22 protein-coding genes and 1 tRNA gene are annotated in these 20,339 nt (G+C 70.2%); 16 read left to right on the top strand and 7 right to left on the bottom strand.

The window, feature by feature from the left end; translation table 11 throughout:
- Positions 1-131 precede the first annotated feature (131 nt).
- The 6 genes from ABEA46_RS13190 to ABEA46_RS13165 all read left to right on the top strand — a co-directional run bounded on the left by ABEA46_RS13190 (position 132) and on the right by ABEA46_RS13165 (position 4,124).
- A tRNA-Trp gene (locus ABEA46_RS13190) sits at positions 132-204 on the top strand.
- 89 nt (positions 205-293) lie between these two features.
- Positions 294-566 carry a preprotein translocase subunit SecE gene (secE, locus tag ABEA46_RS13185; protein ID WP_345545013.1) on the top strand — a complete coding sequence of 91 codons (273 nt, stop codon included), beginning with the start codon at positions 294-296 and terminating at the stop codon, positions 564-566.
- A gap of 80 nt (positions 567-646) precedes the next feature.
- Positions 647-1,750: a transcription termination/antitermination protein NusG gene (gene nusG, locus ABEA46_RS13180; protein ID WP_345545012.1), complete on the top strand. Its 1,104-nt coding sequence runs from the start codon at positions 647-649 to the stop codon at positions 1,748-1,750.
- Between the two features lie 104 nt (positions 1,751-1,854).
- Positions 1,855-2,286, top strand: a complete 432-nt coding sequence (gene rplK, locus ABEA46_RS13175; RefSeq protein WP_018172800.1) for a 50S ribosomal protein L11 — start codon at positions 1,855-1,857, stop codon at positions 2,284-2,286.
- Positions 2,287-2,300: 14 nt separating this feature from the next.
- The gene (gene rplA, locus ABEA46_RS13170) at positions 2,301-2,993 is read left to right on the top strand and encodes a 50S ribosomal protein L1 (protein ID WP_345545011.1); all 693 of its coding nucleotides are present in this window, start codon (positions 2,301-2,303) and stop codon (positions 2,991-2,993) included.
- Positions 2,994-3,077: 84 nt separating this feature from the next.
- On the top strand, positions 3,078-4,124 hold the full coding sequence (locus ABEA46_RS13165) for an NAD(P)H-dependent flavin oxidoreductase (protein ID WP_345545010.1): 1,047 nt from the start codon (positions 3,078-3,080) through the stop codon (positions 4,122-4,124).
- Positions 4,125-4,136: 12 nt separating this feature from the next.
- On the opposite strand, the gene ABEA46_RS13160 is transcribed toward ABEA46_RS13165, so the two are convergent.
- Positions 4,137-4,412, bottom strand: coding sequence for an acylphosphatase (locus ABEA46_RS13160; RefSeq protein ID WP_345545009.1), 276 nt, complete (start codon positions 4,410-4,412; stop codon positions 4,137-4,139).
- Between the two features lie 45 nt (positions 4,413-4,457).
- Between ABEA46_RS13160 and ABEA46_RS13155 the strand changes: the two genes are divergently transcribed.
- Entirely contained in the window at positions 4,458-4,835 is a 378-nt protein-coding gene (locus ABEA46_RS13155; protein ID WP_345545008.1) for an iron chaperone, read from the top strand.
- A gap of 4 nt (positions 4,836-4,839) precedes the next feature.
- Here the strand turns inward: ABEA46_RS13155 and ABEA46_RS13150 are convergent, their stop codons facing one another.
- Complete coding sequence (locus ABEA46_RS13150) at positions 4,840-5,496, bottom strand: LysE/ArgO family amino acid transporter (protein WP_345545007.1); 657 nt, start codon at positions 5,494-5,496, stop codon at positions 4,840-4,842.
- Between the two features lie 68 nt (positions 5,497-5,564).
- On the opposite strand from ABEA46_RS13150, the gene ABEA46_RS13145 reads away from it, so the two are divergent.
- Positions 5,565-6,461, top strand: coding sequence for a LysR family transcriptional regulator ArgP (locus tag ABEA46_RS13145; RefSeq protein WP_345545006.1), 897 nt, complete (start codon positions 5,565-5,567; stop codon positions 6,459-6,461).
- A 9-nt stretch (positions 6,462-6,470) separates the two neighbouring features.
- Here ABEA46_RS13145 and ABEA46_RS13140 read toward each other — a convergent pair whose 3' ends face one another.
- Positions 6,471-7,493 (bottom strand): NADP-dependent oxidoreductase, encoded by a 1,023-nt coding sequence (locus ABEA46_RS13140; protein ID WP_345545005.1) that lies wholly within the window; start codon positions 7,491-7,493, stop codon positions 6,471-6,473.
- Positions 7,494-7,635: 142 nt separating this feature from the next.
- On the opposite strand from ABEA46_RS13140, the gene ABEA46_RS13135 reads away from it, so the two are divergent.
- Positions 7,636-7,938, top strand: a complete 303-nt coding sequence (locus ABEA46_RS13135) for a Dabb family protein (RefSeq protein WP_345545004.1) — start codon at positions 7,636-7,638, stop codon at positions 7,936-7,938.
- A gap of 55 nt (positions 7,939-7,993) precedes the next feature.
- On the opposite strand, the gene ABEA46_RS13130 is transcribed toward ABEA46_RS13135, so the two are convergent.
- Positions 7,994-9,187 (bottom strand): ROK family transcriptional regulator, encoded by a 1,194-nt coding sequence (locus ABEA46_RS13130; protein ID WP_345545003.1) that lies wholly within the window; start codon positions 9,185-9,187, stop codon positions 7,994-7,996.
- Between the two features lie 114 nt (positions 9,188-9,301).
- Here ABEA46_RS13130 and ABEA46_RS13125 point away from each other — a divergent pair, with 114 nt between their 5' ends.
- The 7 genes from ABEA46_RS13125 to ABEA46_RS13095 are packed head-to-tail and all read left to right on the top strand — an operon-like array spanning position 9,302 to position 17,332.
- Entirely contained in the window at positions 9,302-10,408 is a 1,107-nt protein-coding gene (locus ABEA46_RS13125) for a Gfo/Idh/MocA family oxidoreductase (RefSeq protein WP_345545002.1), read from the top strand.
- Positions 10,405-11,973: a sugar ABC transporter ATP-binding protein gene (locus tag ABEA46_RS13120; RefSeq protein WP_345545001.1), complete on the top strand. Its 1,569-nt coding sequence runs from the start codon at positions 10,405-10,407 to the stop codon at positions 11,971-11,973. The genes ABEA46_RS13125 and ABEA46_RS13120 overlap by 4 nt, the downstream gene beginning before the upstream one ends.
- Positions 11,970-13,070: an ABC transporter permease gene (locus tag ABEA46_RS13115; RefSeq protein WP_345545000.1), complete on the top strand. Its 1,101-nt coding sequence runs from the start codon at positions 11,970-11,972 to the stop codon at positions 13,068-13,070. Before ABEA46_RS13120 ends, ABEA46_RS13115 begins: the two co-directional genes overlap by 4 nt.
- Positions 13,067-14,146 carry an ABC transporter permease gene (locus ABEA46_RS13110; RefSeq protein WP_345544999.1) on the top strand — a complete coding sequence of 360 codons (1,080 nt, stop codon included), beginning with the start codon at positions 13,067-13,069 and terminating at the stop codon, positions 14,144-14,146. Before ABEA46_RS13115 ends, ABEA46_RS13110 begins: the two co-directional genes overlap by 4 nt.
- A gap of 2 nt (positions 14,147-14,148) precedes the next feature.
- A complete protein-coding gene (locus tag ABEA46_RS13105; protein WP_345544998.1) occupies positions 14,149-15,366 on the top strand; it encodes a substrate-binding domain-containing protein in 1,218 nt (405 codons plus the stop codon).
- Between the two features lie 58 nt (positions 15,367-15,424).
- Positions 15,425-16,282, top strand: coding sequence for a sugar phosphate isomerase/epimerase family protein (locus ABEA46_RS13100; RefSeq protein WP_345544997.1), 858 nt, complete (start codon positions 15,425-15,427; stop codon positions 16,280-16,282).
- Between the two features lie 42 nt (positions 16,283-16,324).
- Complete coding sequence (locus ABEA46_RS13095) at positions 16,325-17,332, top strand: sugar phosphate isomerase/epimerase family protein (RefSeq protein WP_345544996.1); 1,008 nt, start codon at positions 16,325-16,327, stop codon at positions 17,330-17,332.
- Between the two features lie 6 nt (positions 17,333-17,338).
- On the opposite strand, the gene ABEA46_RS13090 is transcribed toward ABEA46_RS13095, so the two are convergent.
- From ABEA46_RS13090 to ABEA46_RS13080, 3 genes are all read right to left on the bottom strand, one after another.
- Positions 17,339-17,809, bottom strand: a complete 471-nt coding sequence (locus ABEA46_RS13090; RefSeq protein ID WP_345544995.1) for a MarR family winged helix-turn-helix transcriptional regulator — start codon at positions 17,807-17,809, stop codon at positions 17,339-17,341.
- Between the two features lie 11 nt (positions 17,810-17,820).
- Complete coding sequence (locus tag ABEA46_RS13085) at positions 17,821-19,566, bottom strand: MDR family MFS transporter (RefSeq protein ID WP_345544994.1); 1,746 nt, start codon at positions 19,564-19,566, stop codon at positions 17,821-17,823.
- 144 nt (positions 19,567-19,710) lie between these two features.
- Positions 19,711-20,339 (bottom strand): YqaJ viral recombinase family protein (locus tag ABEA46_RS13080; protein ID WP_345544993.1); only part of this gene is annotated, 629 nt, incomplete at its 5' end.

Below are 20,339 nucleotides of genomic sequence, written 5' to 3'. Positions count from 1 at the left end.
CTCGGGCATGCCGTACACTTGATCGTGCAGTTGAAGTCTGCATTCTTTCGCTGTGCCTGCTGGTCAGGAACGGTGCTCCCCGGTCTCACGACGGGGGAGGAGTGCGGGTTCGACGAGACCTCCGGGTCTCTAGGGCGGTAGCTCAATTGGCAGAGCAGCGGTCTCCAAAACCGCAGGTTGCAGGTTCGATTCCTGTCCGCCCTGCGCTCAGCGCAACACCGGCAGCGTCCGGTGGTTGACAAACACAGTGTGCCGATCCGTGTCGGCTCACGGAAGGTAATCAGGTGGCATCGATGGTTCAGGACGAGCCGAAGGGCGAAGTCGTCCCCGCTGCGGGAACGACCACGCCTCGCGAGAAGAAGCCCAACGTCTTCGCTCGCATCGCCCTGTTCATCCGTCAGGTCTTCGCGGAGCTCCGCAAGGTCGTCACGCCGACGCGCCAGGAGCTGCTGAAGTACACGCTGGTGGTGCTCGGCTTCGTCGTGGTGATGATGCTCGTGGTCTATGGCCTCGACGTGCTGTTCGTGTGGATCACGGCGAACGTCTTCGGAGTGCCCGGCTCCTGATCCCGAGCGCCCGGCTCACGCCAGGGCATGACACGGGCGGACCGCAGGTCCGGCAGCGGACGGAACGGAAGAGAACTCACGTGACGGAAAGATATTCGGACGACGCGGATTGGGCGACGGCTGCAGAGCAGTCGTCCGAGGACGACGAGGCCCAGGAGGGCAACGTCCTGGCGGCGGAGGAGCACTCGGTCGAGGCCGCAGAGCACCTCGCGATCCACGTGGTGGACGACGAGGCCGAGGACGACTCCGACCTGGACGACATCGACATCGACGACCCGGAGGCCGACGCGATCGTGAACGACGCACTGAACCTGGACGAAGCGGCTGAGACCGAGGCTGCAGCCGAAGTGATCAACGACTCCATCGCCGAAGAGGTGGCCGAGCTCGAGGCCGAGGCCGCCGACGAGGTCACCCCCTACGACGGCCCCGACGTGAACGGCGACGAGGACGAGCCCGTCCTCGACGACGAGTTCGTCGCCGAGGTGGATGCCGCCGCCGCCGTGGTCGACGAGGTCGAGGCCGACGAAGAGGCCGACGAGGACGCCGTCGAAGAGGCCGACGAGGACGAGGACCCCTACGAGGCGTTCCGCCTCGAGCTGCGCACCCTGCCGGGCAAGTGGTACGTCATCCACTCGTACGCCGGTTTCGAGCGCAAGGTGAAGGCCAACATCGAGCAGCGCAAGTCGACGCTCGAGGTCGAGGAAGACATCTACCAGATCGAGGTCCCCATGGAGGACGTCGTCGAGATCAAGAACGGGCAGCGCAAGATGGTCACGCGCGTCCGGATCCCCGGCTACGTGCTCGTGCGCATGGAGCTCAACGAGGACACCTGGTCGGTCGTGCGTCACACGCCGGGCGTGACCGGCTTCGTGGGCAACGCGCACAACCCGACCCCGCTGCGCTTCGAAGAGGCCTTCAACATGCTGAAGAGCCTGGTCGAGGTCAAGGAGGTCGCCACCGCGAAGGGTGCCGCCAAGAAGGGCCAGCCCGCGGCCGCGCGCGTCATCGCCGAAGTCGACTTCGAGGTCGGCGAGACCATCACGATCAAGGAAGGCTCGTTCGCGGGCCTGCCCGGCACGATCAGCGAGATCAAGCCCGAGAGCGGCAAGCTCACGGTCCTCGTCTCGCTCTTCGAGCGCGAGACCCCGGTCGAGCTGTCGTTCGACCAGGTCACCAAGCTCTGACACAGACTTCCCGGGTATCGTCCCGGGGGAACCGCTGCCCGGAGATGCCGGGTGTGCGGGAGAACGGATGCCGTCAGGCATCCGCTCGATGAAAGGAAAGAAGAATGGCACCGAAGAAGAAGGTGACCGGCCTGATCAAGCTTCAGATCAACGCCGGTGCAGCCAACCCGGCGCCGCCGATCGGCCCCGCGCTCGGTCAGCATGGCGTCAACATCATGGAGTTCTGCAAGGCGTACAACGCCGCGACCGAGTCGCAGCGCGGCAACGTCATCCCCGTGGAGATCACCGTCTACGAGGACCGCAGCTTCACGTTCATCCTGAAGACCCCGCCGGCCGCTGAGCTCATCAAGAAGGCTGCGGGCGTCCAGAAGGGCTCGAAGACGCCTCACACGGTCAAGGTCGCCAAGCTCACCAAGGAGCAGGTGCGCCAGATCGCCGAGACGAAGATGCCCGACCTGAACGCGAACGACATCGAGGCCGCCTCGCTGATCATCGCCGGCACCGCCCGTTCCATGGGCATCACGGTCGAGGACTGAGGGGAATAACGACTATGGCTACCAAGTCCAAGGCCTTCCAGGCTGCTGCCGCCAAGATCGAGGCGGACAAGTTCTACACCCCGACCGAGGCTGTCGCCCTCGCGAAGGAGACCGGTTCGGCGAAGTTCGACTCGACCGTCGAGGTCGCGCTCAAGCTCTCGGTCGACCCCCGCAAGGCGGACCAGATGGTGCGCGGCACCGTCATCCTCCCGCACGGCACCGGCAAGACCGCCCGTGTCATCGTGTTCGCGACGGGTCCGGCCGCTGAGGCCGCGATCGCCGCGGGTGCGGACGAGGTCGGCGGCGCCGAGCTCATCGAGAAGGTCGCCGGCGGCTGGACCGCGTTCGACGCGGCCGTCTCGACGCCCGAGCTCATGGGCCAGGTCGGTCGTCTGGGTAAGGTGCTCGGCCCCCGCGGCCTCATGCCCAACCCCAAGACCGGCACCGTGACCCCCAACCCGGCCAAGGCCGTGGAGGAGATCAAGGGCGGCAAGATCGAGTTCCGCGTCGACAAGCACGCCAACGTGCACTTCGTCGTGGGCAAGGCGTCGTTCTCGGCCGACCAGCTCGACGAGAACCTCAAGGCCGCGCTCGAAGAGATCGTGCGTCTGAAGCCCTCGAGCTCGAAGGGCCGTTACATCCAGAAGGGCGCCGTGTCGACCACGTTCGGCCCCGGCATCCCGCTGGACGTCAACACGCTCGTCTGACGCGAAGCATTCCGCACGAAGCCCCCGACCGGTCCGCCGGTCGGGGGCTTCGTCGTCCGCCGGGCCCGGAGTAGCGTCGGAGGCATGGCCGATACACTGCAGCAGCTCCTCGGAATCGACGCGCCGATCGTTCTCGGCCCGTTCGGGGGGCTGTCGTCGATCGAGCTCACCGCGACGGTGAGCGACCAGGGCGGCCTCGGCTCGTACGGCCTGTACGGCTATGACGCCGACCGCATCAGCGACACCGTCGCCGCGCTGCGGACGACCACGTCGCGCCCGTTCGCCGTGAATCTCTGGCTGCCGACGGGCGACGAGGTCTCGCCGGGCGACGTCGACCTGGCACCGGCGCTCGCGGCCGTCGCGCCCCTGTACGAGGCGCTCGGGATCCCGGTGCCGCAGCCTCCGGTCGAGTTCCTTCCCGATGTCGCCTCGCAGCTGACGGCGGTGATGGATGCCGCCCCCGCCGTGCTGAGCCTCGTCTACGGTGTGCCCGATCATCGCCTGGTCGAAGCGGCGCACAGCCGTGGTATCCGGATCCTCGGGACGGCGACGACGGTCGCCGAGGCTGTCGAACTGGATGCCGCCGGTGTGGACGCGATCGTCGCCACCGGGGCTGAGGCGGCGGGCCACCGGGTGTCGTTCCTGCAGCCGGCCGAGGCGTCGCTCGTCGGCACCTTCGCCCTCGTGCCGCAGGTCGTCGATGCCGTGGGCGTGCCGGTGATCGCCGCCGGCGGCATCGCGGACCGCCGGGGCGTCGCCGCGGCCTTCGCGCTGGGCGCGTCAGGCGTGCAGGTCGGCACGGCGTTCTTGCGCACCCGGCAGTCCGCCGCGACCGAGGCCCACCGGCAGGCGATCGCCGCAGCGACCGACACCTCGACGGTGCTCACCAGGGCGATGAGCGGGCGGCTGGCCCGCGGCATCCCGAATCGCGCGATGCGCGCGATCGAGACCGCCGGGGTCATCTCGCCCTTCCCGGCGCAGAACTGGCTCACCGGGCAGTTCCGGGCCGAGGCGGGGCGTCGCGGCGAGGGTGAGCTGGTGTCACTGTGGGCGGGCCAGGCAGCCGGTCTCGCGCCCAGCGACGACGCCACCGAGGTGTTCGCCGAGCTCGCGGCGGGGCTTCCGGCCTGAGAGCCCGGGCCGTCACGCCGTCGGGCGCACCTCGAAGCCGCGTGCGCCCGTGGGCGAGGCATCCGTCACCGCCGCGGACGCGACCTGTGCGCCGGGCGGGCCCGCAGCCATCCACGCGAGCACCTCGTCGACCTGACCGGGTGTGCCCTCGACCTCGGCCTCGACGGTGCCGTCGCGGCGGTTGCGCACCCAGCCCGCGGCGCCGGCCTCACGCGCCACCAGCTGCATCGTGTACCGGTAGCCGACGCCCTGCACCTCGCCGCCGACGATCACGTGCACGCGTCTCATGCCGCCATCTTGCCGCGGCACGGCGGTGCAGACCAGGATGCCGGTATGGGAACCGTCGACGAGTACCTCGAGAGCCTCGACCCCGATGACCGCGCCGTCGTCGCGCACGTGTTCGACGTCGTGCGTGCCGAGCTGCCCGATGTCGAACAGGGCAAGAGCTACGGGATGCCGGCGCTGCTGTACCGAGGCAAGGCGCTCATCGCGGTCATGCGCACGAAGAAGCACATCGGCGTGTACCCGTTCAGCGGGCGCGTGCCCGACGTGGTGGCCGCCGGGCTGCCCGATGCCGAGCGCGCGGGCTTCGAGCACGACAAGGGCACCATCCGCTTCCAGCCCGACGCGCCGCTGCCCGATGCCACGATCCGCGCGATCGTGGCCGCGCGGGTCGCCGAGATCGAGGACCCATCGCTCCGCAAGGCGTGAGCCCTCACCCCGCGTTCGGCAGCACGAGCGAGACGCCGAGCGCGATCATCACGACCGCGATCACCGCGTCGAGGATGCGCCAGGCCCGTGGCGTCGACAGCCAGCGCCCGAGCAGCCGCGCCCCGAACGCGAGAGCGAAGAACCAGACCGCGCTGGCCGCCATCGCCCCGGCGGCGAAGATCCACCGGTCCGCGCCGTGCGTGTTCGCCACAGTGCCGAGCAGGAACACGGTGTCGAGATACACGTGCGGGTTGAGCCAGGTGAGCGCCAGGCACGTCAGCACGACAGGAGCCGGCCGCGTCCGTGTCGCGACGCCCGTCGATGCTCTGCCGGATGCTGCCGCCCCCGGTCCCGCGGAGCCCCCCAGCCCTTCGCCGGACGGGCGCCACGCGCGCCGCGCGGCGAGCAGGCCGTAGGCGACCAGGAACAGTGCGCCCGCCCAGCGCACGACGCCCACGAGCCACGGCACCGCCTGCAGGACGAGTCCGATGCCCGAGACGCCCAGGACGATCAGCACGGCATCCGACGCGGCACAGATCGCGGCGACGACGAACACGTGCTCGCGGCGCAGCCCCTGGCGCAGCACGAAGAGGTTCTGCGCGCCGATGGCGACGATGAGCGAGAGGCCGAGACCGAGACCGGCGGCGAGGGGCGTGAGCACTCCTCGACGGTAGGGCGGGCGGCATCCGCAGTCCAGCTCATGATTCTTCAGTAGCATTAGCTCTGCTTATGTCGCGGATCCCGTTCGAGCTCGCCGAGACCCTCGCCGCCGTCGTCGACGAGGGCACGCTCGACGCCGCCGCGCGACGGCTGCATGTGACGCCGTCGGCGGTGAGCCAGCGCATCAAGACCCTCGAGGATCAGCTCGGCAGGCTCGTGCTGGTGCGCTCCAAGCCGGTCCGCGCGACCGAGGCCGGTGCCGCGATCGTGCGGCTGGCGCGGCAGGCCGCGCTGCTCGAGCACGACACGCTCGCCGCGCTCGGGGACGGCCCGGCCGACGGCTCCCTCATGCGCGTGCCGCTCGCCGTGAACGCGGACTCCCTCGGCACGTGGTTCCTGGAACCGCTCGCACGGCTGGGGCGGCGGCATCCCGTCGTCTTCGACCTGCACCGCGACGATCAGGACTTCACTGCGGGGCTGCTGGAATCGGGGACGGTGATGGGCGCGGTCACGTCGCGCGCCGGCGCGCTGAGCGGATGCCTCGTCTCGGTGCTCGGGGCGATGCGCTATGAGGCGGTCGCGACGCCCGCGTTCGCGGCGCACTGGCTCGGCGGCGAACGGGCCGTCGATCTGGCTGCGGCGCCCCTCGTGGACTTCGACCGCCGCGACGACCTGCAGAACGCGTGGCTCCTCGCGCAGGGCGTGGATCCGGCGCGACCGCCGCGGCACTACGTGCCGGCGTCGAACGACTTCGCGACCGCGACGATCCTCGGTCTCGGGTGGGCGATGCTGCCGCGGCTGCAGTCGCAGGACGCCCTCGATGCCGGCGAGCTGGTGCTGCTCGGCGGCGATCCGGTCGACGTGGTGCTGCACTGGCAGCAGTGGAACCTGCGCTCGCCGCTGCTCGACGCGATCGCCGACGAGATCGTCGCCGAGGGGCGGCGTGTCCTCGCGCCCGTCGACTGACGGGCAGCCTCAGCCGGTCGCGACCTGCAGCACGATCTTGCCGCGTGTGTGGCCGAGCTCGAGCTCGCGATGGGCGGATGCCGCGTCGCCCAGGTCGAACACCCGGTCGATGTAGACCTGCACGGCGCCCGAGTCGAGCAGCCGGGCGATCGTCGCGAGCGCGCCGCCGTCGGGCACGACCTTGTACGAGGTCGCGCGGACGCCCGCCTCGTCCGCCGCCTCGGCGTACCCCTGCCACGAGCCGGTCGGGACGACGGCGTACAGCCCGCCGGGCCGGAGCACCTTCAGCGAACGCGTGCCGGTGTCGCCGTGCACGTTGCCGACCAGATCGATCACCACGTCGACGTCGGCGACCACGTCTTCGAACCGCGTCGTGGTGTGGTCGATCACCACCGCGGCGCCGAGCTCACGCACCCACGACGCGTTGCGCCCCGACGCGGTGGCGGTCACATGAGCGCCGAAGTACGCCGCGAACTGCACAGCGAAGTGACCGACACCGCCGCTGGCCGCATGGATCAGGATGCGCTGGCCCTCGTGCGCGTGGGCGGTCTCGACCACGAGCCCCCACGCGGTCAGTGCGGCCAGCGGCACGCCCGCCGCCTCGACGTGCGACAGCGCCGCCGGCTTGCGCGCGACCGACAGCGTCGGCACGACGACGTACTCGGCATAGGTGCCGCCGGTGCGCGGGAACGACGCCATGCCGAACACCGGCGTCCCGGGCGGGAGCGGATGCGCCTCGTACGGGCTCTTCACCACGACGCCGCTGAAGTCGTACCCGAGAGTCGCGGGGAACGGGGTCGACGCCGAGACGCCGGCCCCGGCTCGTGTCTTCGCGTCGATCGGGTTGATCCCTGCGGCCACGACACGCACGAGCAGTTCGCTCAGCACAGGCGCCGGGACGGGGACGGATGCCGCACCCAGTGCGTCCGGACCGCCCGGGGCCTCGACGACCATCGCCCGCATCTCGGCGGGCGGCGCGGAGACCGGCTCGAGCGGCGGTGCCGACGTCGATCGCAGCGACCTGATCCTCATCGCGAACTCCCTCCGCGGGCGTGCCGCCGTCGGCACGGACAAAACCCGGTGACCCCAGTCAACAGCGCGTTCGTCTCGCCCGTGTTACGCGGGCGCTACCGCTGCGCGACGCCGGGCCCGGAAGATGGGGAACACTGGAGGGATGCCGATCGCCCACACCGTCGTCTTCCGCCTCGTCCACGCACCCGGCTCGCCGGAGGAGGGCGCGTTCCTCGACGACGCGTGGCAGGCGCTGACGTCGATCCCCGGTGTCGAGGACTTCCGGATCAGCCGGCAGGTGAGTGCGAAGAGCGAGCTGGCGTTCCAGTTCGCCATGGTGTTCGCCGACCAGGCCGCCTACGACGCGTACAACGGGCATCCGGCCCACGTCGCGTTCGTCGCGGAGCGCTGGGTGCCCGAGGTCGCCGCGTTCCAGGAGTACGACTTCGTCGCGGTCCGCGGCTGACGCCACGGCCGCCCGGCGAGGTGTGCGGAGCCCGTCAGGCTGCGGTGTGAGTGCATCAGGCCCGTGCTGCGCGCACCTCCACAGCCGCCGGTGACAGCACCTGGTGCGTGACCATGATCGCCGCCCCGAGCACACCGGCCGTCTCGCCGGCCTGCGACTGGACGATGCCGAGGTGCTGCGTCGCGAGCGGGATCGAGCGGCGGTACACGACCTCGCGCACCCCTGCGAGCAGATGCTCCCCGGCCCGCGCGACGCTCCCGCCGATGACGATGACCGAGGGGTTGAGCATGTTCACGACTGTCGCCAGCACTTCGCCGACCTCGCGTCCGGCCTGGCGAGTGGCCGTGATCGCGGCGGGGTGCCCCGTCCGCACGAGCGTGACGACGTCTGAGCTGCCGGCGGCGTCGATGCCCTGCGCGCGCAGGTCGGCGGCGATCGCGGTGCCGCTCGCGATCGCCTCGAGGTCGCGTTGATCGCCGGGAGGCCGCGGCGAGTCGTGGCTGAAGGGCACCTGCACGTGACCCATGTCGCCGGCCGATCCCTGGGCGCCGCGCTGCAGCGTCCCGCCGGAGATGATCCCCGCGCCGATGCCCGTCGACACCTTGACGAAGATGAGGTCTGAGACGCCGGGCCAGCTGAGCGCCTGCTCGCCGAGCGCGAGGATGTTCACATCGTTGTCGACGAGGACCGGCACATCGAACGTGCGCTGCACGTAGTGCGGCACGTCGAAGCGGTCCCAGCCCGGCATGATCGGCGGATTCGTCGGTCGGCCGGTGGAGTGCTCGACCGGGCCCGGTACGCCGATGCCCACCCCGACGACGCGCGCCGGGTCGATTCCCTTGTGCTGCAGGAGCGCGTTCGCCTCAGCGATCACGCCGTCGAGCACGGCTTCGGGGCCGTCCGAGATGTCGAGCGGGTGCGTGTCGGCCGAGAGGATGTCGGCCGCGAGGTCGGCGATCGCCACCGTGGCGTGGGTGGCGCCCAGATCCACGGCGATGATCACCCCTGCCAGGGGGTTGAAGGCCACGCGCGCGGGAGGGCGCCCGCCGGTCGACGCGGCTTCGCCGGCGGGACGCACCAGACCGGCGGCCAGCAGGGCGTCGACGCGGCCCGACACGGTGGAGCGGGCGAGCCCGGTGAGCGTGGCGAGCTCGGCCTTCGTGCGCGCGCGACCGTCGCGGAGGATCTGGAAGATCTCACCCGCGCCGGTGCCGACGGCGGTCCCGGCGCTGCGCACTGCATCGACCATGGCGACAGTAAAGCACAAGCCTTCTGGCTGCTCGGGTGCCGACTTAACATCACGACAAGATCACTTTTGACGGCGCACTAGCAAAAGTCGTTCGCTCCATGCCATGATCACCGCATGACTACGGAAGTCATCGACATCGTCGTCGATACCGTCCGCACGGGGTTCGTGGGTGGCGGGTTCATGACGCGAGTCCACGCCGCCGCGGCCCGGCGCGCGGGAGCCGCTCTGACCGCCGTGGCGTCTTCGAGCCCTTCGCGCGCTCAGCTCGTGGCGCAGGAGCTCGGGGTGGCGCGCGTCGAGGACGATGCCGCACGCGTGATCGGGGCGCCAGATGTCGACGTGGTCCACATCTGCACCCCCAATGCGACTCATGCCCCGCTGGCGGCCGCCGCGCTCGCCGCAGGAAAGCACGTCGTGTGCGAGAAGCCCCTCGCGATCTCGGCCGCTGATGCGCGGGCACTCGTGCGCGCCGCCGACGACGCCGGCGTCGTCGCCGCCGTGCCCTTCGTGTACCGGTATCACCCGCTGGTGCGCGAGGCCCGCGCGCGAGCGGCGTCCGGCGGGGTCGGCGCGCTCCTCACGCTGGAGGCGTCGTATCTGCAGGACTGGATGCTGCGCCGCGACGACGACGACTGGCGGGCGGATGCCGCAGCCGGGGGCCCGTCGCGCGCCTTCGCCGACATCGGCTCCCACCTGTGCGATCTGGTCGAGTTCGTCACCGGCGAGCGGATCGTGCGCCTGGCCGCACGGACCCGCCGGGTGTACGACGAGCGCGCGGGACGCCCGGTGTCGAACGAAGACCTCGCCGCGCTCCTCGTCGAGACCGGGTCGGGGGCTCTCGGCACCCTGCTCGTCTCGCAGATGGCGCCCGGTCGCAAGAACGCGCTCGTGATCGAGCTGCACGGCACGCGGCGCAGCATCCGCTTCGAGCAGGAGCGGCCCGAGGAGCTGTGGATCGGCGCGCGCAAGGCGTCGCGGCTGCTGCTGCGCGACCCCGCCACCGCTGCGCCCGACTCCGCCCGCCTGCAACGGCTTCCGGCGGGGCATCCGATGGGCTACCAGGACGCGTTCGACGGCTTCGTCGCCGACGTGTACGCGGCGATCGCCGGTGCATCGCCCGAGGGGATGCCGACCTTCGCCGACGGGCTGCGCGCGGCGGTGCTCACCGAAGCCGTGCTGGAAGCATCCGCATCCCGGACCTGGATCGAGGTTCCCGCATGACCGACACGATGCTCGCCGACACTCCCGTGCCCGCCGACGGCCCCGACGTCGTGCTGCGGGCCCTCGGCATCTCGAAGTCGTTCTTCGGGGTCCGCGTGCTCTCGGAGATCGACTTCGACGTCCGCCGCGGCGAGGTGCACGGGCTGGTCGGCGAGAACGGTGCCGGCAAGTCCACGCTGATGAAGGTGCTCGCCGGCGTCCACCATGCCGATGCCGGCACGGTGGAGTTCGAGGGGCGGGCGGTGTCGTTCGCGCACCCGCGTCAGGCGATGGATGCCGGACTGGTCACGGTGTTCCAGGAGTTCAACCTGCTGCCGGAGCGCACTGTCGCCCAGAACGTGTACCTCGGCCGCGAGCCGCGCCGCGCCGGCTTCGTCGACAAGAAGGGCATGGAGCGGCGCACCCGTGACCTGCTCGAGAGCCTCGGCGTGGCCTTCATCGAACCGGGCTCGCGCGTCGGCTCGCTCACGGTCGCCGAGCAGCAGATCGTCGAGATCGTCAAGGCGCTGTCGTTCGAGGCGCGCGTGATCTCGATGGACGAGCCGACGGCGGCGCTCAGCGACCACGAGGTCGAGCTGCTCTACGCCATCATCCGCAAGCTCACGGCGCGCGGGGTCGCCGTCATCTACGTCTCGCACCGGCTGAAAGAGATCTTCGACCTGTGCGACAGGATCACGATCCTGAAGGACGGATCGCTGGTGTCGACGGATGCCGCCGCCGACCTGACCGACGCCGAGCTGGTGCGCCGCATGGTCGGCCGTCCGCTGCAGTCCTACTTCCCGCCGGCGGTGCCCGGCACTGTCGTCGCAGAGCCGAGGCTCGAGCTCTCGGGCTGCGGCAACCAGTTCGTCGACGACGTGTCGCTGACGCTCCGCGCCGGCGAGATCGTCAGCGTGGCGGGCCTGCAGGGCTCCGGGCGGACCGAACTGGTCGAAGGCGTCTTCGGCGTCAACGGCTTCACCCGTGGCCGGATGAGCGTCGACGGACGACCGGCGCGCTTCACCAGCCCCCGGGCGGCGGTCCGGGCAGGGCTCGCGCTCGTCACGGAGGATCGCAAGGCGCACGGTCTCGCCCTCGGCCAGTCGGTGCTCGACAACTCGCTGCTGGTCGTCCGCAGCGTGTTCGCGGGTCGCACCGGTTCCTCCCGCAGGCGCGTGCCCGGCATCCTGAGCTCCCTCGAGGTGTCCTCGCGCGGCGTCGACCAGGAGGTCAGGTTCCTCTCCGGCGGCAATCAGCAGAAGGTCGTCCTCGCGAAGTGGCTGGTCACCGACCCGCAGATCGTCCTGTTCGACGAGCCGACGCGCGGCATCGACGTGGGAGCCAAGGTCGCCGTGTACCAGCTGATGCGGCAGCTCGCCGCCGAGGGCAAGGCCGTGCTCATGGTCTCGAGCGAACTGCCCGAGGTGATCGGCATGAGCGACCGCATCCTGGTGATGCGCGACGGCGAACTCGTCGCCGAGCTGCCCGCCGGCGCGGCCGAGCACGAGGTGCTTGCGGCGGCGACAGGATCGGCCCCGGAGGCGCCCGCCGATACGCGGCCCGAGGACGAGGGGGGCTGGGCATGAAGCGCATCCGTGTCGACTCGACGGTCATCGTGCTCGGCATCCTGATCCTCGTCATCGTGGTCGGGGCGGTCCTCGTGGCCACCGTGGGGCGCAGCTTCTTCAGCCCGGGCAACATCCGCGACATCCTCACCGGCATGAGCGTGCTCGGTCTGGTCGCGATCGGGCAGACCCTCGTGATCCTGGGCGCGTCGCTCGACCTGTCGGTGACCTATGTCATCAGCCTCGCGAGCCTCATCGCGGCGACGACGATGAACGGGAACGCCGCGAACATCCCCTGGGCGGTCACCCTCACGCTGCTCGTCTGCGCGGCGATCGGCCTCGTCAACGGCCTCATCGTGACGGTGCTCAGGGTCAACGGCTTCATCGCGACCCTGGGCGTCGGGCTGATCCTCCAGGGGGTGCTGAACACGAACTTCCAGGGGAGCGCAGGCGCGGTGCCGTGGGCGTTCCAGCTCATCGGGGCGACGGGCGTCGGCCCGATCCCGGTGTCGACCCTCATCATGATCGCGCTCGCGGTCGTGGTGTGGCTGCTCCTGGATCGCACGCGGACCGGCGCCCACCTGTTCGCGGTCGGCGGCGACCCCGAGGTGGCGCGTCTGTCGGGCGTCCGCACGCGTCCGCCGCTCATCGCGGCGCACGTGCTGTGCTCGGTGTTCGCGGGGCTCGCGGGACTGCTGCTGGCGAGCCGGCTCGGCGTCGGGAGCCCGACCGTCGGCCAGCAGGGCGGCTACGCGCTGCTGTCGATCGCGGCGGTGGTGCTCGGCGGAACCCTGCTGCTCGGCGGCCGCGGCTCGGTGTGGGGCACGATCGGCGGCGTCGCGATCTTCGCCGTCGTAGACAACGTCATGAGCGTGATGCAGGTCAACCCGTTCCTCAAGGACGTCGTCCGCGGTGTGGTGATCGTCGCGGCCGTCGCCGTCTACAGCCGTCGTGCAATCGTGCGTCGTCGCAGCCGGTTCGGCCCGGGCGGGACGAGGACCGGAGGAGATGCCACGGCAGCGGCCGCCGCGCCGGCCATGGTGGCGGCATCCCGAGCCCTCGAGGCCGAGGCCGATGCCACCCCGGACGCCCCCGCAGCGCAAGGAGGTGCGCGATGAGGTTCCTGAAGGCGCTCGTCAGCCCGCGCGGCGCGGTGTTCCTGCTGCTGGTGATCCTGCTCGTCGCCGTGATGCTGCTCAACCCCGCCTTCGCCGAGCCCGGCCAGATCATGCGCTACATCCAGCGCGTGGCCCCCGTCGCGATCGTCGCGATCGGACAGTACTTCGTGATCGTCGCGGGGGAGTTCGACCTGTCGCAGGGCTCGCTCATCACCGCGCAGGTGATCGTCGCGGGCAACCTCGTCGGTCAGGACGACTCGCGCACCGTGCCGGTGCTGTGCCTGATGGTCGTGCTGGGCCTGTTCGTGGGGCTGGTCAACGGTCTGCTCACGACGCTGCTGAAGGTGCCGTCGTTCATCGTGACCCTCGGCATGATGCTCGCGCTGCTCGGCCTGGTGCTGTGGTGGACCGGCGGCGCGGCCACGGGCAACCCCGCCGACAGCTTCCGCCAGATCGGCCGCGGCGGCCTGCGCGACCTCCCGGTCATCGACTTCCTGCCGTGGTCGGTGCTGGTGCTGGCGGTCTGGCTCGCGCTGGGCATCTGGATCACCAAGCGCCCGCTCGGCAAGCTGCTCATCGCGATCGGCGACAATGCGCGCGCGACCCGCTACTCGGGTGCCCGCGACTGGTGGATCACGACGCGCGCGTTCATGATCTCGTCGCTGTCGGCGACAGCGTCGGCGGTGCTGCTCGTCGGCTACGCGGGCGTGCACCCCTCGGTCGGCCGCGGCTACGAGTTCGTCGCGATCACCGCCGTGGTGCTGGGCGGCGTCGTGCTCGGCGGCGGACGCGGCTGGATCGTGGCGGCCGTCGCGGGGGCGTTCGTGCTCGAAGCGCTGTTCGTGCTGCTCAACATCGCCGGTGTGCCGTCGTCGCTGCGCGACGCGGTGCAGGGCGTCATCATCATCGCCGCCGTCGCGTACTCGGGCCTGGTGTTCCGGTCCCGCAGGCGCGGCGGCGCGCCACAGACCTCTCCCTCTCCGGGGAAGGAACCCGACGCGCCCGAGGGCGCCGAGGAGTCGTCCGCATCACCGGCCCTCGCAGGCGAGGGCGCCACACAGAACAGAGGAGACTAGCAATGCGACGATCAGTGAAGATCGCCACCACAGCGGTGGCGCTCGTCGGCCTCTTCGCCCTCGCAGGGTGTACGACCGATCCCAACGTGGCTCCGCCCGACTCGTCGGCCGCGCCGACCGACGACGGCGGCAGCGACGCCAACGAGTGGTTCGACCAGGAGCTGTTCGACACCCAGATGGCGCAGCGGGAGGTCGTTCCCGAGGGGCCTGAGGACGAGCCCTACCTGCAGCACATCGACGCCGAGATGATCGACACCTCGCAGTACGCGAGCACGGGCGCCAAGAAGGCGTGCTTCGCGAACGCGTCGATCTCGAACCCGTGGCGCCAGACCGGCTGGATCACGATGAACCAGCAGCTGAAGGTGCTGCAGGACGAGGGCGTCATCAGCGAGATGGAGACCCGCGACGCACAGGACAACGACGACACGCAGATCGCCGACATCGACTACTTCATCTCGGAGGGCAACTGCGACGTCTTCATCATCTCGCCCAACAGCACGGCGGCGATGACTCCGGCGGTCGAACGCGCGTGCGACACCGGCAAGCCCGTCATCGTGTTCGACCGTGGCGTGCAGACGGACTGCCCGGTGACGTTCATCCACCCGATCGGCGGCTTCGCGTGGGGCATCGACACCGCGCAGTTCCTCATCGACAACCTCGACGAGGGCGACAAGGTGGTCGGCCTGCGCATCCTTCCGGGCGTGGACGTGCTCGAACAGCGCTGGGCGGCTGCCGAGAAGATGTTCGCGGATGCCGGCATCGAAGCGGTGGACCACTTCACCGGCGCCGACCCGGCCGAGATCAAGAGCTTCATCTCGGACGAGCTCGCCAAGGGAGACGTCGACGGCATCTGGATGGATGCCGGTGACGGCGCCGTCGCCGCCATCGAGGCGTTCGAGGACGCCGGCGTCGACTACCCCGTCATGACGGGCGAGGACGAGATGAGCTTCCTGCGGAAGTGGAAGGAGACGGGTCTCACCGGCCTTGCTCCGGTGTACTCCAACTTCCAGTGGCGCACGCCGCTGCTGGCCGCGAAGATGATCTTCGCCGGCGAGCAGATCCCGAAGGAGTGGGTGCTGCCGCAGAACCCCATCACGGCCGAAGAGGTCGATGTATACCTCGAGGCCAATGACGGCATGCCCGACGGCCACTACGCGAAGTTCGGCGGCGAGAACCTGCCGGGCTACCCCGAGGTGTGGCAGCAGCGCCAGATCCCGTGATCCGCAGCGGGTCCCGCCCCCTCCTGGGGCGGGACCCGTCGCTCTCGAAAGGACCCGCATGCCGCACACGATCGGCGTCAACACCTGGGTGTGGACCTCGCCACTGACCGACGAGTCGCTGGCAGCGCTCGCCCCCAAGATCGCACGCATGGGCTTCGGGGCGATCGAACTGCCGCTCGAGAACGCGAGGGACTGGGATGCCGCCCGCACGCGTGACCTGCTCGACGAGCTGGACCTCGTGCCGGTCGTGATCGGCGCGATGGGTCCGGGGCGCTCTCTCGTGGACCGGGCCGGAAACGTCCCGGCCACCCAGGCGTATCTGCGCACCTGCCTCGCCGCGGCGCACGAGCTCGGAGCAGCGGTCGTCGCGGGCCCCTTCTACGCGCCGACCGGTGTGACGTGGCGCATGACGCCCGACGAGCGCACCGAGGTCGTCGCGCAGCTGCGCCGCAACCTCGGACCGCTCGCCGACGAGGCGGCCGCGGCCGGTATCGCGCTCGCCGTGGAACCGCTCAACCGCTACGAGACGAGCGTCATCAACACCGTCGAGCAGGGCCTCGACGCACTCGGACCGCTGTTCGGCCCCGGCCTCGGCCTGGCGCTGGACACCTACCACCTCAACATCGAGGAGAAGCGACCGGAATCCGCGGTGCGAGCCGCCGCGGGGCACATCGCTCACGTGCAGGTGTGCGGAAGCGACCGCGGAGCTGTCGGCGACGACCACACCGACTGGCCCGCGATGCTCGCGGCGCTGGACGACGCCGGCTATGACGGCATCCTGGGACTGGAGAGCTTCACCGGCGAGAACGCGACCATCGCCGTCGCCGCTTCGGTGTGGCGTCCGCTCGCGTCCAGCCAGGACGATCTCGCCGAGCGCTCACTGCGATATCTCACTGCGCTGGGGGCGTCGCGCTGACCACTACTGTCGACGTAACGCTGTCCGACTCGAGGAGGAGTCATGGCCGTGCATCCCGTCACCCTGTTCACCGGGCAGTGGGCAGACCTGCCGTTCGAGGAGGTCGCGCGGCTGGCCGCCTCGTGGGGCTACGACGGGCTGGAGATCGCGGCATCCGGCGATCATCTCGATCTGAAGCGCGCGGACGAGGACGACGACTACGTGGCCTCCCGGCGCGAGATCCTCGACCGCCACGGGCTGAAGGCGTTCGCTATCTCGAACCACCTCGCAGGTCAAGCGGTGTGCGATGCGCCGATCGACTTCCGGCACCAGGCGATCCTGCGCGACTACGTGTGGGGCGACGGGGATGCCGAAGGGGTGCGGCAGCGCGCCGCCGAAGACATGAAGCGGTCTGCGCGGGTGGCGCGCAAGCTCGGCATCGACGTCGTGGTGGGGTTCACGGGTTCGTCGATCTGGCCGTATCTCGCGATGTTCCCGCCCGTCCCGGCGACGGTGATCGAGGCCGGGTTCGAGGACTTCGCGGCCCGGTGGAACCCGATCATCGACGTGTTCGACGGCGAGGGGGTGCGGTTCGCGCACGAGGTGCACCCGAGCGAGATCGCGTACGACTACTGGAGCTCGGTGCGGGCGTTGGAGGCGATCGGGCACCGCGAGGCGTTCGGGTTCAACTGGGACCCGTCGCACATGATGTGGCAGAACATCGACCCCGTCGGGTTCATCTGGGACTTCCAGGACCGGATATACCACGTCGACTGCAAGGACACGCGGCTGCGCCCCCGCAACGGCCGGGCCGGGGTGCTCGGATCGCACCTTCCGTGGGGCGACCCGCGGCGCGGCTGGGACTTCGTGTCGACCGGGCACGGGGATGTGCCGTGGGAGGACGCGTTCCGCGCGCTGGATGCGACAGGCTACACGGGGCCGATCTCGATCGAGTGGGAGGACGCCGGCATGGACCGGCTCCACGGCGCCCCCGAAGCGCTCGCCTTCGTGCGGTCGCTGCTGTTCGACGCGCCGGCGGCGTCCTTCGACGCCGCCTTCCGCAACCAGTGACGGCCGTCAGTCGGCCGTGCGCGGCAGCTCGTCGGCGGTGAGGGCGTGCAGCAGCCGCGTCAGGTTGAGGATGTCGTCGATCGGCCACTCCTCCAGCGCGTCGACCAGCAGGTTCTCCTGCGGTGTGCGGGCCGCTTCGAGCCGCTCCAGTCCGAACGGCGTGGGCGAGAGCAGACTCGAGCGCCCGTCGGCGGGATCGGGGGTGCGCCGGATCAGCCCCAGGCCCTCCAGCTCGCGCACCGTGCGGCTGATCTGGCCCTTGTCGGCCATCAGGGACTCCGCGAGCCCCGACAGCGTGATGCTCTCGCGACGCACGATGGTCGTGAAGACCTTGTAGGCGCCGGGGAGCAGGCCCGGGCTCACCCGGTTCGCGTTCTCGGTGATGATCCGGCGGAAGCGGTTGATCAGCTCGCCGAACTCCGCCTCGAGGGCGCGCACCGCTTCGGTGCGCGCCGCTCGGGTGTCGTCGGAGATCATCGTGATCGACATTAGCGCCGGGAGCTGGATGCCTCGTCCGCCGGCTCGGCGCCGGGCGCGGCATCCTCGGCCGTCTCGTCGGCGTCGTTCGGCGCCAGCGTCTCCATGGCCTCGGCCGTGGTGACCGTCGCGAGGTCGGCCTCGCTCGCCTGCACGCGCTCGCTCGTCGTCATGCGGGTGAGCGGCTTGTTCGGCAGGAAGATGATCGCGATGAGGCTGATGACGGCCAGCGGCACGGCGATCAGGAACGAGTGGGCGATGGCCTGGGCGTAGATGTCCTCGACGATCACGCGGATCGCCTCGGGCAGCGACGACACCTGGGGGATGGTGCCGGACTGGAGCTGCTCGCCGATGGCGGCGCCCTTCGCGCCGAGCGTCATGATGGCCGCGACGATGTCGTCCTTGCGCTCGGTGAACAGGTTCGTCGCCGAGGTCGCAAGAGCCGCGCCCATCACCGAGACGCCGATGGTGCCGCCGAGGCTGCGGAAGAACGTGACTCCCGAGCTCGCGACGCCGATCTCCGACGGCTTGGAGGTGTTCTGCACGATGAGCACGAGGTTCTGCATCGTCATGCCGACGCCCGCACCCAGCAGGAACATGTACACCGAGACGAGCACGAAGTTCGTGTCGTAGTGGATCGTCGACAGCAGGTACGAGCCCGCGATCAGCAGCACGCCGCCCACGATCAGGTACGGCTTCCAGTGCCCGGTGCGGGTCACGAGACCGCCGATGACGATCGAGGCCAGCAGCAGGCCGGCGATCATCGGGATCGTCATGAGGCCGGCCTCGGTCGGCGTGGCCCCGCGCGCGAGCTGCATGTACTGGCTGAGGAACACCGACGTGCCGAACATCGCGATGCCGATCGAGATCGATGCGACCACCGCGAGGGTGAAGGTGCGGTTGCGGAACATCGTGAGCGGGACGAGCGGCTCCTTCGAGCGCAACTCGACGACGACGAACAGGATCGCCGCGACGAGGGCGCCGCCGACCATCAGGATCGTCTCGGTGCTCCACCAGTCGTAGTCCTTGCCCGCGTTGGTCACCCAGATGAGCAGCAGCGAGACGGCCGTCGACAGCAGCACGATGCCGAAGTAGTCGATGCGCGCCTTCTTCTTGGGGCGCGGCGGCAGGTGCAGCGTGCGCTGCATCATGATGAGCGCGGCCACGGCGAACGGCAGGGCGATGAAGAAGTTCCAGCGCCAGTCGATCGTGTCGGTGATGAATCCGCCGAGGAGCGGGCCGCCGACCGTGGCGACGGCCATGACGGCGCCGAACAGACCCATGTACCGGCCGCGCTCGCGGGGGCTGATGATGTCGGCCATGATGACCTGGCTGAGCGCTGCCAGACCGCCGGCGCCGATGCCCTGCACGGCGCGGAACGCGATGAGCGTGCCCGGCTCCTGCGAGAAGCCCGCGGCCGCGGTGGCGAGCACGAAGATCACGATGGCGATCTGGATGAGCAGCTTGCGGTTGAACAGGTCGGCGAGCTTGCCCCAGATCGGCGTCGAGATCGCCGTGGTCAGCAGGGTGGCGGTGACGACCCACGTGAAGGCGGCCTGGTCGCCGCCGAGGTCGTGGACGATGACGGGCAGCGAGGTCGACACGACGGTCGAGGCGAGCATCGACACGAACATGCCGAGCAGCAGACCGGTGAGAGCCTGCAGCACCTGACGGTGCCGGCGCTTCTCGTCGGTGCTGGTACTGCTGCCAGCGGCGGTGGCGGCGACGGTTCCGGTCGCCGAAGTGGACGTGGCCATAGGGGTCCTTCGTTTCAGGAGGGAAGGGATCTGCGGCGACGGTGACGCATGAAGTGGTTGATGAACATCAACAGTTGAGGAAAGTCAACGATACTCCCATGGTTGACGAACGTCAACCATTCCTCCCGGGGTGAGAGGCGAAGGTCAGTCGGCCAGCGCCAGTGCGCGGAAGGGCTCCTGCGGGGGAGCGGGCGGCTGCGGCATCTCCTCGGAACGCTGCCGCGCGCGGGTGTGACGCACGTAGAGCTCATCGATGAGCGCGGTCGCCAGGTGCACCAGCTTGGCGATCTCGACCTCGTCGCGATCGACCCAGGCGCAGCGCGGCTCGTCGCCGACGGGCACGAAGGCGTCGTGCTGCTCCCACGCGACGAGCGTGCGCTCGGCGCCCAGCACGTGCTGCTGCCACCACACCTGCCGCATGTAGGAGCGGGGGATGCTCCGCCACGCCTTGTTCGTCGTCTTGATCTCGGCGAGCGTCACGCGCCCCGCCGCGTCTACGGCGATGCCGTCGGGCGTGGCCAGGTGGCGCTTCTCGACGATCGCGTGGAAGAGCGCCGACGACGGCTGGATGCCGTGCGTGGCCGCGACCCAGCCGGCGATCTCGGGCTCGCGCGCCCGCCCGTGGGCGGTGTAGGCGTTGCCCGAGAAGCCGGAGCCCAGCAGCTTCGCATCCGCCGCGCGGGCGATGGCGTTCTCGCTCGTGAGCGTCGCGACGTCGGTCGCGGTGATCCCGCGGGAGCGTGCCCGCACCCACGCGACCCGGTCGCGCGAAT

It is taken from the genome of Microbacterium jejuense (assembly GCF_039544225.1).
Lineage (GTDB): Bacteria > Actinomycetota > Actinomycetes > Actinomycetales > Microbacteriaceae > Microbacterium > Microbacterium jejuense.
This window is presented reverse-complemented; position numbering and strand designations above follow the sequence as displayed.